The following is a 13,315-nucleotide window of genomic DNA, read 5'->3' on the forward strand; positions in this document are numbered from 1 at the left end:
CTACTCACGCGAATCAGCGATCAAGCCAGTTCAGCGAAGCACTCTTCGATGATGGCCAGGCCTTTGTCCAGCAGGGCGTCTTCGGCGGTCAGCGGAACCAGGATCCGCAGGACATTGCCGTAGGTGCCGCAGGACAGCAGGATCAGACCCTTGTCACGTGCCTTGGCGACCACTTGGGCCACGGCGGCAGCGTTCGGGGTGTGGGTGCCCTTCTCGAACACTTCCACGGCGATCATCGAACCCAAACCACGGACATCACCGATGATCGGGTGCTTCTTCTGGATTTCACGCAGGCCGGCGGTCAGGCGCTCGCCAACGGCCTTGCTGCGATCCAGCAGTTTCTCTTCCTCGAACACCTGGATGACGGCCAGGGCCGCGGCGCAGGCGATCGGCGAACCGGCGTAGGTGCCGCCCAGGCCGCCTGGAGCGATGGCGTCCATGTACTCGGCCTTGCCGCACACACCGGCCAGCGGGAAGCCGCCGGCGATGGACTTGGCGAAGGTGGTCAGGTCAGGCGCGACGCCCATCTGTTCCATGGCGAAGAAGGTGCCGGTACGGCCAGCGCCGGTCTGCACTTCGTCGGCGATCAGCAGGATGCCGTGCTGGTCGCACAGGGCGCGCAGGCGCTGCATCAGCTCTTTCGGCGCGGGCAGGAAGCCGCCTTCGCCTTGTACTGGCTCGAGGATGATCGCAGCGATGTCGCGCGGCTCGGCGTCGTTCTTGAAGATGCGCTCGACCGAGGCGATGGCGTCATCGACGCTCACGCCGTGCAGCTCGCTCGGGAACAGGGCACGGAACACGCCGCCTGGCATCAGGCCCATGCCTGCGGAGTACGGCACGACCTTGCCGGTCAGACCCAGGGTCATCATGGTGCGGCCGTGGTAGCCGCCGGTGAAGGCGATCACGCCGGCACGACCAGTGGCGGCACGGGCGATCTTCACGGCGTTTTCAACGGCTTCGGAGCCGGTGGAAACCAGCAGGGTCTTCTTGTCGAAGTCGCCCGGGACCAGCTTGTTGATCTTTTCGCACAGCTCTACATAGGGCTCGTAGGCCAGCACCTGGAAGCAGGTGTGGCTGACCTTGGTCAGCTGCTCTTGAACGGCGGCGACCACTTTCGGGTGCAGGTGGCCGGTGTTCAGTACTGCGATGCCGCCGGCGAAGTCGATCAGTTCGCGGCCTTCAACGTCGATCACCGTGGAGTTCTTCGCCGACTCGACGAAGATCGGGTGGATCTGGCCGACGCCACGTGGGACGGCGGCGACACGGCGTTGCATCAAGGATTCGTTGGTCTTGCTCATAATGCCCTCATTCGCGCCGACTCTGACGGCGCTGTTATTCGGGGGTGGCTGGGTGTGCCTGCGAACAGTATTCGTTGATCGACTGTCACCGGCGCCCTGGCCACCAGGTACTGCATGTCAAAAAAACCAGCGAGACGTCGCTCTCGCGCCCCGCTGGCAGAGGTAAAGCCCTTAGCGCATCAGACGCTGATGCACAGGTATTTGATTTCGAGGTAGTCCTCGATGCCGTACTTGGAACCTTCGCGGCCCAGGCCCGAGGCCTTGATACCGCCGAACGGCGCGACTTCGTTGGAGATCAGGCCGGTGTTGATACCGACCATGCCGTATTCCAGGGCCTCGGCGACGCGGAACACGCGGCTCATGTCGCGGGCATAGAAGTACGAGGCCAGGCCGAATTCGGTGTCGTTGGACATGGCGATGACTTCGGCCTCGTCCTTGAAGCGGAACAGCGGCGCCAGCGGGCCGAAGGTCTCTTCCTTGGCGACGGCGGCAGTCTTCGGTACGTCGACCAGGATGGTCGGCTCGAAGAAGTTACCTTCGATCAGCTTGCCACCGGACAGCACCTTGGCGCCCTTGGAGACGGCGTCCTCGATGTGCTCCTGGACCTTGGCGACCGCCTTGTTGTCGATCAGCGGGCCAGTGGTGGTGCCTTCTTCCAGGCCGTTACCGATCTTCAGCTTGCCAACGGCAGCCTTGAGCTTCTCGGCGAACGCGTCGTAGACGCCGTCCTGCACGTAGATGCGGTTGGCGCAGACGCAGGTCTGGCCGTTGTTGCGGTACTTGGAGATGATCGCGCCCTCGACCGCCTTGTCCAGGTCGGCGTCGTCGAACACGATGAACGGAGCGTTGCCGCCCAGCTCCAGGGATACTTTCTTGATGTCCTTGGCGCATTCTTCCATCAGCTGGCGACCGATTTCGGTCGAGCCGGTGAACGACAGCTTGCGTACCAGGGAGTTGCCAGTCAGCTCGCCGCCGACTTCACCGGCGCTACCGGTAACAACGCTCAGCACGCCAGCCGGGATGCCGGCGCGGGTGGCCAGCTCGACCAGGGCCAGGGCGGAGTAAGGGGTCTGCGAAGCAGGCTTGAGCACCATGGTGCAGCCAGCGGCCAGGGCCGGGCCGGCTTTACGGGTGATCATCGCCGCCGGGAAGTTCCACGGGGTGATGGCCGCGGTGACACCGATCGGCTGCTTGATGACGATCAGGCGCTTGTCTGGCTGGTGGCCCGGGATGGTGTCGCCGTAGACGCGCTTGGCTTCCTCGGCGAACCACTCGATGAACGAGGCGGCGTAGGCGATTTCGCCCTTGGCTTCGGCCAGCGGCTTGCCCTGTTCGGTGGTCATCAGGCGAGCCAGGTCGTCCTGGTTCTCGATCATCAGCTCGAACCAGCGGCGCAGCTTGTTCGAACGCTCCTTGGCGGTCAGGGCACGCCAGGCCGGCAGGGCCTTGTCGGCGGCTTCGATGGCGCGGCGGGTTTCCGCAGCCCCCATCTTCGGCACGGTGCCGATGACTTCGCCGGTGGCCGGGTTGGTCACCTTGATGGTCTGACCGCTGTCCGCATCCAGCCATTCACCGTTGATGAAGGCTTGCTGGCGGAACAACTGAGCGTCTTTGAGCTGCATGTCGGCTTCCCTTGACCGCGCCGCGCTGGCACGGAACGTCTTGTTGATTGTTGAAAGGCGCCCCTGGTGGGGCTGCCGTCAGGAATTCTGGCACCCAAACGAGCCAAGTGTTCAATATTGGGTATTGAGCGTTTGAAATCTCAAACGAATGCTAAGCGGGTGCTGGGTGTTTGGACAATAGGCTGTTCGAAAAAAAGAACGAATGGTCTTTGGAAACGGGGCTGGCCTCTTCGCGGGCAAAGCCGGTGCCCTCCACCTCGGCCTACATCAGATTTTCCCCATTGCGCGTAGTCCATTTCCCAAAGACACTTTTGCCGCACTCAAGCCATTGCGAGCGGCCTGTGACGGGATCTAGGCTCGCCCGGTCGTTGCCAAATCAACGATCGGGTTTAGCAGCCCATCATTCTCAGGCTCTTCGGGTGCGCCGGGTGCCTGACTTGCCGGTCTGCTAACCCGCGTACAGCTGCCCCCATTCGTTTAGCAGCGATGACAGGCAGCTTCACTGCCGTTCAGGAGCTGTAGCCATGAAAAAACTCGTTCCCGACCCACCCCGCCTCACACTCATCACCAACCCTGCCTTCTCCATCCACACCGACATGATCGCCCCCGACGCCCTGGCCCACGCCAGCGCACTGCTGCTCGGCGTTGCCGAAACCCTCGACGAACACTGCCGCGCCCGCGCCGGAGCGCCCGGTCTGAACATGCTGGCCAACGCTGCCCAAAGCGCCGAAACCGCGCGGGCACTGGTTGAACATGCCTTGAACCAGATCTGAGGGAATGTCCATGAACGATCAATCGAACCACTACACCACCGCCGGCATCGCCACATTCCTGGACATGTTCAGGGTGCAGCCCGGCGTGCCGCTGGAACGGGTGCTGGAGGAAGTCTCGGTTGTGCTCGGCTGCATCCGTGACCTGAGCGACCAGGAAGAAGCGCGCCCTGCCGCAGTAACGGCGCTGCACTACCTCAGCGCCCTGGCCAAGGGGTTGATGAATGATCTGGAGATAGCGCGCAACAGCGTGCATTGAGCCATTCGGGCCTGTGGTGAGCTTTTCGCGGGCAAGCCCGCTCCTACAGGTTTCCTGCAATCCTGTGGGAGCGGCGGTTCGCCGCTGCGACTTGCCCGCGAAAAGCTCACCACAGTTCCAAAACCCCGGGAAAAACAGCCACAGATCAAGGCGATGGACGCCACCGGCGCAGATGGGTATCATTGCGCCGCGTTGCACTCGTAGCTCAGCTGGATAGAGTACTGCCCTCCGAAGGCAGGGGTCGTGGGTTCGAATCCCGCCGAGTGCGCCATCTCCGAAAGCCCCGGGAAATCTCCCGGGGCTTTTTCGTTTGTGCGCCAGGTCGCGCCTCGCCCCTCCCCCGACACCGCCCATTGGTGTTAGCGTGGGCATGTTTCCTACCAATGGACATCCCTTTTAAACCCTTCGCGAAGGAATGCGTTTACCCATGCCCTTGCCCAAGCTTTCTGCCGTCTCCCTGATGCTGGCCAGCCTTGCGCTGTTCGCCGTTCCCGCACACGCCAACCTCAGCCCGCAACAGTCCGCCGCCATCCTCAAGGCCTACGACGGCACCGACCCGGCCGACTTCAAGCAGTTCATCGACAAGCTTGCCAACAGCGAACTGGCCAAGGTCGACAAGCTCGACGAAACCCTGAAGGCCTACCTCGCCGGCAAACCGCTCGCCGCCGAGCAGCAGAACGAGATCAACCGCCTGCTGGGCCTGTACACCCGCATCAAGTACGGCAAGGCTGCCACCCAGACGCTGCGCGAGCTGGTGGAAATCCCGACCTTCCAGGTCGAGGGCCTGCCACAACACGAGAACCCCGAGTTCCACAAGATTGCCGACAAGATCAAGACGCTGGCAGAAGACTTCGGCCTTGAGTTCCGCAACATCGACAACCGCGTCTACGAGATCACCCTCGGCGAAGGCAAGGAAGTGATCGGCATCCATGCCCACGCCGACGTGGTGCCAGTCAATCCGGCCAACTGGAAACTCGAAGACGGCACGCGCCTCGACCCGTTCAAGGTCACCCTGGTGGGTGATCGCATGTACGGCCGCGGCACCGAGGACGACAAGAACGGCATCGTCGTCGCGCTGTACGCCCTGAAGGTCGCCAAGGACGAGAAGCTGCCACTGGCGCGTCAGTTCAAGCTGCTGGTGGACACCACCGAGGAAACCTCCGGCGACGCCATTCCCTACTACTTCGCCCGCAACGCCACGCCGGACTACAACCTGGCGCTGGACGGTGGCTACCCGGTGGTGATCGCCGAGAAGGGCTACGGCACCGTCATGGCCAGCTTCAGCAAGCGCGCGGGTGAAGGCAAGGGCGCCGAGGTGATCAACCTCACCGGCGGCCTGGCGACCAACCAGATCCCCACCACCTCGGTGGCGACGCTGATCGGCGACCATCCGGCCGACCTGGCCCGACGCCTGAAGCAGGCCGGCGAGCTGTACCGCAAGGCCAATGGCAAGGACTTCAAGATCGACGCCGTGGTCTCGGGCAAGCAGGTGATCCTGACCGTGACCGGCGTCTCCGCGCACTCCTCCTCGCCACAGTCGGGGGTCAACCCGGTGGCACGCATGCTCGACTTCCTCAACGGCCTGGGCGACCGCGTGCCGCTCAAGCACAACCACATCACCGATGCTGCCCGCTACGCCGCCGACAACTGGGGGCTGGACTACCTGGGCAGCAAACTGGGCGTCGGCTTCAAGGACGATTTCATGGGGCCGCTGACCGCCTCGCTGACCTACGTCGGCCTGGACCAGAAAGCCCTGAAGCTGGCGGTGAACCTGCGCATCCCGAAAGGCAAGCCGATCGAGACGATCAAGGACGAACTGGCTGACAAGCTCGGTGAGTGGGCACGCACCAGCCACACCTCGGTGGCCTTCGAGTACACCCTGGACGAGCCGATGTACCGCAACCCCGAAGGCGAATGGGTCAAGGCGCTGCTGGATGTGGCCACCGAGAACCTCGGCCTACCCCACGAGTTCGGCACCTCTGCTGGCGCCACTTCGGTGCACGACCTGCCCAACGGCGTGCAGTTCGGCCTGTCGATGCCCGGCGTGAAGTACACCGGCCACAACGACAACGAGTTCAAGACCGTGGAGCAGTTCATGCTGGACCTGCAGGTGATCAGCGAGATGGTCGCGCGCATCGGGCAGATGCCCAAGCTCTGAGCGAATCCCGGCGAGGGCCGTCCACCGGCCCTCGTGCGCTTCGACCAATGACGTTTTTCAATCGCCTCGATGCCGTTTCCTGCATTGCCGTGCAGAGCGCGGTCCCGGATGCTTTATTTATTCCAGAACAGCGCTTTTTCCACCCCCGAGGCCCCCATGAAGAACGTCGAACAGATTCTCAAGACCAAATCCCAGCACCAGACCGTCTACACCATCGGGCCTGACGAGTCGGTGCTCGACGCGCTGAAGCTGCTGGCAGAAAAGAACATCGGTGCGCTGCCCGTGATCGAGAACGACCAGGTGGTAGGCATCGTCAGCGAGCGCGACTATGCGCGCAAGCTGGTGCTCAAGGGGCGCTCGTCGGCAGCCACGCCCGTGCGCGAGATCATGAGCTCGCCAGTGGTCACCGTGGAGCCCAAGCAGAACCTCGAGTACTGCATGAACCTGATGACCAACCGTCACCTGCGCCACCTGCCGGTGGTCGACCATGGCAAGCTGCTGGGCCTGCTGTCGATCGGCGACCTGGTCAAGGAAACCATTGCCGAACAGGCCAACCTGATCCTGCAACTGCAACAGTACATCCGCGGCGAATGAGCTGCCGGCTCAGTGGTAGGCGCGCTCCAGTTCGTCCAGCTGATGGTCGAAACTGCGCAGACGCGCCGACCAGGTGTACACCAGCACTTCCAGATCACGATTGAGCACTGCGGTATTGCCGCCGTCACGCCCCTGCGGGTCGCACAGGTCGAGCTGGTAGCGCTCGCGCGCCATGGCCGTGGCCACGCTCGACAGGTCGCGGGCATTGGCCAGCCAGTGGTGATGGTGATCGTGCACTTCTCGGTCCAGCTCGCGGCACTGGCGCTTGAGTGCGTCCAGGCACTGCTCCAGTGGCGTGCCCTTGAGCTCGCCCATGACTTCTTCGAAGGTACGCCCCGAATGCCAGTAGCTGCCCCAGAAATAGCGGTCGAACACTGTTTCGACCCGACGCAGGGCGACCTTGGTGTTCCAGATGGCCACCAGCGTTCGGCCCTGAGCCACTTCACGCTTGTTCAGGTGCAGCTGCTGCCAGGCGATCCACGCCAGGCCGCAGAGCGCCACCGCCGCGGTGACCGCAGCGGCGGCATACAGGAACTGCACCGCCTGGTTCATCTGATGGGTGTGCCGGATACCGTAGAAGTAGCCAGCAGTCAGGGTGCCCAGGATCGTCACGGTGCACCAGAAGCCTGGTGCGTAGGGATCTTTCATCGCGCTATCCCCTTTTTGTTTTCCTGAGCATAGCAACGCTGAAATCAACCATCAGGTGCCACTCGGCGCTTTATTTGCGCGGGCGACGCAAGGCCTCGTTGAGCTGATCGAACGGCACGGCCCAATCGGCGTCCTCGATGATGCTCTCTTTCAGAAAAGCTCGCTGCGCGTCGCTCCAGAACGGCGCGTCCACCAGCTTGATTTCGTTCTTGAGCGGCGAGTGCGAGGCGATGAACTGGTCGATGCTCACGGCATCGTCCGCCAGGCCCAGTTGCTTGAACAGCTCGGCGAAGGGGTGAATCGGTGCGTCCATGTGTCCTCCTCGATTGCACAGGTTAGGGGTTGCCTGCGGTAGACCGCGCCCTGGCCGCAACGACTCGATCGACATGAGCGCCACAGGCCCTCGGCAAGTTTAGGCCCTCTGCGTACAGGCGCAGCTAGACTTGAACAAGAGGGCCCTGAGATGACCACGCTGATCGCTCGCTGCTGGCGCAGGTTCTGGCTGTTGCTGATCCTCGGCGTCGCCGGGGCGGGCCAGGCTGCGGCCGGTAATGACGTCTGGCTGCTGGACATCGACGACGCCATCGGCCCGGCCAGCGCCGACTACCTGCTGCGCGGGCTCGACCAGGCACAGGAGCAGCAGGTGCAACTGGTGGTGATCCGCATGGACACCCCGGGCGGGCTCGACATCGCCATGCGCCAGATCGTCAAGGCGATCCTCGCCAGCCCCGTACCGGTGGTCACCTATGTGGCCCCCGGCGGTGCACGGGCCGCCAGCGCCGGGACCTATATCCTCTACGCCAGCCATGTGGCGGCCATGGCCCCCGGCACCAACCTGGGGGCGGCGACGCCGGTACAGATCGGTGCTGGCGACAAGAGTACGCAAAAGCCTGGCGCCACCAACGCTGAGCAGGACACCTTGGAGCGCAAGCAGGTCAACGATGCCGCGGCCTACATCCGGGGGCTTGCGCAACTGCGCGGGCGCAATGCCGACTGGGCGGAAAAGGCCGTGCGCGAGGCGGTCAGCCTGTCGGCCGAGGAAGCCTTGCGCCTGAACGTCATCGATCTGGTCGCCACAGACCTGCCGGGCCTGCTGCAACGCCTGGACGGTAAGACCCTGGTCGCCGCTGGCGAGGCCCGTGCGCTGCAGACCGCCAATGCCCGTGTGGTCGAGCACCTGCCGGACTGGCGCACCCGCCTGCTGGCCGTGATCACCAACCCCAGCGTAGCGCTGATCCTGATCATGCTTGGTGTGTACGGGCTGCTGTTCGAGTTCATGAACCCGGGTTCGGGCGTAGGCGGTGTGGTCGGCGGTATCTGCCTGCTGCTGGCGCTCTATGCCCTGCAGTTGCTGCCGGTGAGCTATGCCGGGGTAGCGCTGATCCTGCTCGGGGTGGCGTTCATGGTTGCGGAGGCGTTCCTGCCCAGCTTTGGCGTGGTCGGCTTCGGCGGCATCGTCGCCATCGTGGTCGGCGCGGTGATCCTGATGGACACCGATGCGCCGGGCTTCGGCATTCCGCTGGCGCTGATCGTCGCCCTGGCCGCGGTGTCGGCGCTGCTGCTCGGCGGTGTGCTGGGCATGGCCGTCAAGGCTCGACGGCGCGCGCTGGTCAGCGGCGATGCCGAGCTGGTAGGCAGCCTGGTGACCGTCACCCAGGTAACGCTCGACAACCCGTTCTGCGGCTCGGTACAGGCCCAGGGCGAACAATGGCAAGCCCGCTGCACCACACCGCTGCAGCCCGGCCAGCACGTGCGGGTCATCGCCCGGCGCGGCGTGGTGCTGGAGGTCAGCGCCAGTGCGCCATCGGCGCAAGGAGAGTAGAGATGTTCGTTCAATTCGGATTTGGCACCTTGCTGGTGCTGCTGGCGCTGCTGCTGATGTCGGCGCTGCGCATCCTGCGCGAGTACGAGCGCGGGGTGGTGTTCCAGCTCGGCCGCTTCTGGCAGGTGAAGGGGCCGGGGCTGATCATCCTGATCCCCGGCATCCAGCAGATGGTGCGGGTCGACCTGCGCACCGTGGTGCTGGATGTGCCACCGCAGGATGTGATCACCCGCGACAACGTCTCGGTCAAGGTCAATGCGGTGGTGTACTTCCGCGTGCTCGATCCGCAGAAGGCGATCATCCAGGTGGAAGACTTTTTAAGCGCCACCAGCCAACTGGCCCAGACCACACTGCGCGCGGTGCTGGGCAAGCACGAGCTGGACGAGCTGCTGGCCGAGCGCGAGCAGCTCAATCTCGATATCCGCCAGGTGCTCGACGCGCAGACCGACGCCTGGGGCATCAAGGTGGCCAATGTCGAGATCAAGCATGTCGACCTCAACGAGTCGATGGTCCGCGCCATCGCCCGCCAGGCCGAGGCCGAGCGCGAGCGGCGGGCGAAGGTGATCCATGCCGAGGGCGAATTGCAGGCGTCGGAAAAGTTGATGCAGGCCGCGCAGATGCTCAGCAAGGAGCCGGGGGCGATGCAGTTGCGCTACATGCAGACGCTGGGGTCGATTGCCGGGGACAAGAGCTCGACCATCGTGTTTCCGTTGCCGATGGATCTGCTCAGGGGCCTGGTGGACAAGGATCGATAGAGATCGCTGCGCAGCCACGCCCCCGTAGTTTCAGATCGGCGCCCGACGCAGGGTCGCGAGGAATGTCGCCGCACCGATGAACAGGCCGGCGAACGTGCGGTTCAGACGCTTCTGCTGTTTCGGCGTGCGCAACAGGCGCAGCACCCGCGAGGCCAGCCCGGTGTAACCCGCCATCACCAGCATGTCGACGCTGATCATGGTGGCGGTGATCGCCAGGTATTGCGCCAGCAATGGCTGGTGCGGGTCGATGAACTGCGGCAGCACCGCGAGCATGAACACCAGCGCCTTGGGGTTGCTGACGTTGACCAGAAAGCCTCGGAACACCAGGCTCAGTGGCTTGCCGATGGGCCGCACGGCGGACTCTTCGCTCATGTCCATCGGCAGCGCACGCCATTGCCGGTACGCCAGGTACACGAGGTAGGCGACACCGAACCACTTGATGATCTGGAAGGCGGTGGCCGACGCGGCGAGGATCGCGCCGACACCGGCGGCGATGATGGCGATCTGCACGATCAGGCCCAGTTGCAGGCCCAGGGCGTTCCAGTAGCCACGCCAGAAACCGTATTGCAGGCCGCTGGACATCGAGGCGATTGCCCCGGCCCCCGGCGACAGGCTGATGACCCAGCACGCGGCAAAGAAGGCCAACCAGGTTTCCATCGACATCACACACCTCGCTCGAACGAATGTTGCAAAACGTTAAGCTAAGGTTTTGGTGAAAAAATAACCAGCGGAATTTGTGGCGGCAGCCTGGTTTGTTTTGTGCCTGTACCGGCCCTATCGCGGGCAAGCCCGCTCCCACAGGGCTCAGCTGTATTCAGCGTCAGCGTGGTGTCTGTAGGAGCGGGCTTGCCCGCGATAGGGCCGGCAGAAGCTCAATCAGTCTCGGCCGATGTGCCGTTGCTGACGCCCGGCACCTCAGCCCCGCGCCAACGCCGCACCGACTTCTGGAAAAACTGGCTGTTGGGCACCTGCACCAGCGCCCCACCCGCCTCCGGCGTTTCCATCAGCGTGGTGTACAGCAGGTTGATCGCGATCACCCGTCCCTTCACCCCCGGCTTGTCGAGGGTATCGACCAGCTCGACCACGTCGCCAATGCGAAACGGCCCGACGGTGAAGATCAGCACGGCACACAACAAGTTCGACAGCACGCTCCAGATGGCGAAGAACGCCACTGCCGCCACCGCGACGAAGCCCGACAGGGCCGTCCACAGCACCGTGGCCGACACTCCCATGCGCTCCAGCACGAACAGCAGCGCACTGCCCATGATCAGCCAGCGCAGACCGCCGCGCACCGGCACCAGCAGCTCCGGCGGCAGCGGGTAGCGCTGGCCGAGGCGGCTCAGGGTGCGGGCGACAATGCGCTGCAGCACGAAGGCCAGCGCCAGGATCAGCAGAATCTGCAAACCCAGCCAGAACGCATCCATCCATTGCCCCGGCAACAGCGAGCGCAGCTGCTCCATCAGGACAGCGCCTCCAGCTCGGCCTGCATGCTTTCCAGCGTTTCCAGGGCCTCCATCCAGGCCTCTTCAAGCTCGCCTTCGCGCTGCTTGAGCTTGGTCTGGCGGGCCAGCAGGTCGCGCAGTTCATCCTTGTGGGCGGCGTCGTAGAGGCCACTGTCACCCAGCGCGGTCTCGATCTCGGCCAGTTGCGTGTGCACCTGGCCCAGTTCGGTCTCCAGCTTGTCGGCGGCCTTCTTGTGCGGTGCCAGTTGCTGGCGCAGGGCGGCGGCGGCCTGGCGCTGGGCTTTCTTGTCGGTCTTGTCCGGATTGACCGGCGTGTTGCTGACCGGGGCGGTGCGCTGGCGGTAGTCGATCAGCCAGCGGCTGTAGTCGTCCAGGTCACCATCGAAGGTGTCGACCTTGCCATCGGCCACCAGCAGGAAGTCGTTGGTGGTGCTCTTGAGCAGGTGACGGTCGTGGGACACGACCACCACGGCACCAGCGAATTCCTGCAACGCCATGGTCAGGGCCAGGCGCATTTCGAGATCGAGGTGGTTGGTCGGCTCGTCGAGCAGCAGCAGGTTTGGCCGCTCCCAGGCGATCAGCGCCAGGGCCAGGCGGGCCTTCTCGCCACCGGAGAAGTTGACCACCGGCTCGTCGATGCGATCACCGCGGAAGTCGAAGCCGCCGAGGAAGTCGCGCAGGGTCTGCTCGCGCTCGGCGGGGGCCAGGCGCTGCAGGTGCAGCAGCGGGCTGGCCTTGTCGTCCAGCGAGTCGAGCTGATGCTGGGCGAAGTAGCCGACAGCGAGGTTCTCGCCGCGCGACAGGCGCCCGGACAGCGGTTCGAGTTCGCCGGCCAGGTTCTTGATCAGGGTGGACTTGCCGGCACCATTGGGGCCAAGCAGGCCGATGCGCGCACCGGGAGTGAGCTGCAGCTTGACCTTCTCGAGGATGGTCTTGTCGCCATAACCCAGGCGCCCTTCGGCGAGGTCGAGCAGCGGGCTGGAGATCTTTTGGGCTTCGCGGAAGACGAAGTCGAACGGCGAATCGACATGCGCCGCCGACAGCTCCTCCATGCGCTCGAGGGCCTTGATCCGGCTCTGCGCCTGGCGGGCCTTGGTGGCCTGGGCCTTGAAGCGGGCGATGTACTTTTCCATGTGCGCGCGCTGCGCCTGCTGCTTCTCGTAGGCCTGCTGCTGCTGCGCCAGGCGTTCGGCGCGGGTGCGCTCGAAGGCGCTGTAGCCGCCCTTGTAGAGATTGAGCTTGCGCTGTTCGACATGCAGCACATGGTCGACCACGGCATCGAGGAAGTCGCGGTCGTGGGAGATCAGCAGCAGCGTGCCCGGATAGCCCTTGAGCCAGTCTTCGAGCCAGAGGATCGCGTCGAGGTCCAGGTGGTTGGTGGGCTCGTCGAGCAGCAGCAGGTCGGACGGGCACATCAGTGCCTGGGCCAGGTTCAGGCGCATCCGCCAGCCACCGGAGAAGTCGCCGACGCGGCGGTCCATCTGCTCGGCGGTGAAGCCCAGCCCTGCCAGCAACTTGCGGGCGCGGGCGTCGGCGGTGTAGCCGTCGGCACTGTCCAGCTCACTGTGCAGACGCGCCAGCGCCGTGCCGTCATGGGCCTGCTCGGCAGCGGCCAGGTCGGCCTGGACCTTGCGCAGGCGCAGGTCGCCGTCGAGCACATAGTCCACCGCCAGGCGATCGAGGGTGTCGACCTCCTGGCGCATGTGGGCGATGCGCCAATCGGCGGGGATCTGGCAATCGCCGGCGTCGGGCGACAACTCACCGCGCAGCAGGGCGAACAGGCTGGATTTGCCGGCACCGTTGGCGCCGATGAGGCCGGCCTTGTGACCGGTGTGCAGGGTCATCTCGGCGCCTTCTAGCAAGCGCTGAGGACCACGCTGTAAAGTGAGGTTGGATAGTCTGATCATGATGGTCGCGGAGTCTATC

13 protein-coding genes and 1 tRNA gene are annotated in these 13,315 nt (G+C 64.3%); 7 read left to right on the plus strand and 7 right to left on the minus strand.

What is annotated here, in order from left to right; translation table 11 throughout:
• Positions 1-20: 20 nt before the first annotated feature.
• Both gabT and gabD read right to left on the minus strand, forming a co-directional pair.
• Positions 21-1,298 (minus strand): 4-aminobutyrate--2-oxoglutarate transaminase, encoded by a 1,278-nt coding sequence (gene gabT / locus HU748_RS09810; protein ID WP_186667396.1) that lies wholly within the window; start codon positions 1,296-1,298, stop codon positions 21-23.
• Between the two features lie 179 nt (positions 1,299-1,477).
• Entirely contained in the window at positions 1,478-2,920 is a 1,443-nt protein-coding gene (gene gabD, locus HU748_RS09815) for an NADP-dependent succinate-semialdehyde dehydrogenase (RefSeq protein ID WP_054891643.1), read from the minus strand.
• Between the two features lie 524 nt (positions 2,921-3,444).
• Here gabD and HU748_RS09820 point away from each other — a divergent pair.
• The 5 genes from HU748_RS09820 to HU748_RS09840 all read left to right on the plus strand — a co-directional run bounded on the left by HU748_RS09820 (position 3,445) and on the right by HU748_RS09840 (position 6,701).
• Complete coding sequence (locus tag HU748_RS09820; protein ID WP_186720233.1) at positions 3,445-3,693, plus strand: hypothetical protein; 249 nt, start codon at positions 3,445-3,447, stop codon at positions 3,691-3,693.
• 10 nt (positions 3,694-3,703) lie between these two features.
• A complete protein-coding gene (locus tag HU748_RS09825) occupies positions 3,704-3,949 on the plus strand; it encodes a DUF3077 domain-containing protein (protein WP_186667394.1) in 246 nt (81 codons plus the stop codon).
• Positions 3,950-4,143: 194 nt separating this feature from the next.
• A tRNA-Arg gene (locus HU748_RS09830) sits at positions 4,144-4,220 on the plus strand.
• A 156-nt stretch (positions 4,221-4,376) separates the two neighbouring features.
• Entirely contained in the window at positions 4,377-6,107 is a 1,731-nt protein-coding gene (locus HU748_RS09835; RefSeq protein ID WP_186720235.1) for a dipeptidase, read from the plus strand.
• A gap of 156 nt (positions 6,108-6,263) precedes the next feature.
• Positions 6,264-6,701 (plus strand): CBS domain-containing protein, encoded by a 438-nt coding sequence (locus HU748_RS09840; RefSeq protein ID WP_186667392.1) that lies wholly within the window; start codon positions 6,264-6,266, stop codon positions 6,699-6,701.
• 9 nt (positions 6,702-6,710) lie between these two features.
• On the opposite strand, the gene HU748_RS09845 is transcribed toward HU748_RS09840, so the two are convergent.
• Positions 6,711-7,349: an NADH:ubiquinone oxidoreductase subunit N gene (locus tag HU748_RS09845; RefSeq protein WP_186667391.1), complete on the minus strand. Its 639-nt coding sequence runs from the start codon at positions 7,347-7,349 to the stop codon at positions 6,711-6,713.
• A 70-nt stretch (positions 7,350-7,419) separates the two neighbouring features.
• A complete protein-coding gene (locus HU748_RS09850; protein ID WP_186667390.1) occupies positions 7,420-7,662 on the minus strand; it encodes a DUF2789 domain-containing protein in 243 nt (80 codons plus the stop codon).
• A 159-nt stretch (positions 7,663-7,821) separates the two neighbouring features.
• Here HU748_RS09850 and HU748_RS09855 point away from each other — a divergent pair, with 159 nt between their 5' ends.
• Both HU748_RS09855 and HU748_RS09860 read left to right on the plus strand, forming a co-directional pair.
• On the plus strand, positions 7,822-9,171 hold the full coding sequence (locus tag HU748_RS09855; protein WP_186720282.1) for a nodulation protein NfeD: 1,350 nt from the start codon (positions 7,822-7,824) through the stop codon (positions 9,169-9,171).
• 2 nt (positions 9,172-9,173) lie between these two features.
• Complete coding sequence (locus tag HU748_RS09860) at positions 9,174-9,926, plus strand: slipin family protein (protein WP_186720236.1); 753 nt, start codon at positions 9,174-9,176, stop codon at positions 9,924-9,926.
• Positions 9,927-9,956: 30 nt separating this feature from the next.
• Here the strand turns inward: HU748_RS09860 and HU748_RS09865 are convergent, their stop codons facing one another.
• From HU748_RS09865 to HU748_RS09875, 3 genes are all read right to left on the minus strand, one after another.
• A complete protein-coding gene (locus tag HU748_RS09865; RefSeq protein WP_054891623.1) occupies positions 9,957-10,589 on the minus strand; it encodes a LysE family transporter in 633 nt (210 codons plus the stop codon).
• 209 nt (positions 10,590-10,798) lie between these two features.
• Positions 10,799-11,386: a mechanosensitive ion channel family protein gene (locus HU748_RS09870; RefSeq protein ID WP_186711059.1), complete on the minus strand. Its 588-nt coding sequence runs from the start codon at positions 11,384-11,386 to the stop codon at positions 10,799-10,801.
• The gene (locus HU748_RS09875) at positions 11,386-13,296 is read right to left on the minus strand and encodes an ATP-binding cassette domain-containing protein (protein ID WP_186720240.1); all 1,911 of its coding nucleotides are present in this window, start codon (positions 13,294-13,296) and stop codon (positions 11,386-11,388) included. Before HU748_RS09875 ends, HU748_RS09870 begins: the two co-directional genes overlap by 1 nt.
• Positions 13,297-13,315 lie beyond the last annotated feature (19 nt).

The organism is Pseudomonas sp. RW3S2, from assembly GCF_014268955.1.
Taxonomy (GTDB): domain Bacteria; phylum Pseudomonadota; class Gammaproteobacteria; order Pseudomonadales; family Pseudomonadaceae; genus Aquipseudomonas; species Aquipseudomonas wayambapalatensis.